At 39.6% G+C, this 245-nt stretch carries 1 protein-coding gene; it reads right to left on the bottom strand.

Translation table 11 applies throughout. From position 1 onward, the window contains the following. A partial coding sequence (locus CCE82_RS12810) for a hypothetical protein (protein ID WP_206184418.1) occupies window positions 1–245 on the bottom strand: 245 nt, incomplete at both ends.

Raw genomic sequence — 245 nt, forward strand, 5'->3', positions numbered from 1 at the left:
TCTCCCGATGTAAGGTTACTAAAGAATTGACTTACTTCCTTCGCGATACTGTTTGATTCACTTGTACTCACTAATGCACTTGTTGATTCTGATGCATTCATTGAATGAGAACCATTCATCGATCCACCATTCGCTGCTGATTCACTTAATGACTCATAAGTTGATTTCGCTCCTGATGTTAAGTCGCTGAAGAATTGGCTTACTTCTTTCGCGATACTATCTGATTCGCTTGTGCTTGTTGAAGT

Origin of the sequence: Staphylococcus cornubiensis, assembly GCF_900183575.1 — a bacterium.
Taxonomy (GTDB): domain Bacteria; phylum Bacillota; class Bacilli; order Staphylococcales; family Staphylococcaceae; genus Staphylococcus; species Staphylococcus cornubiensis.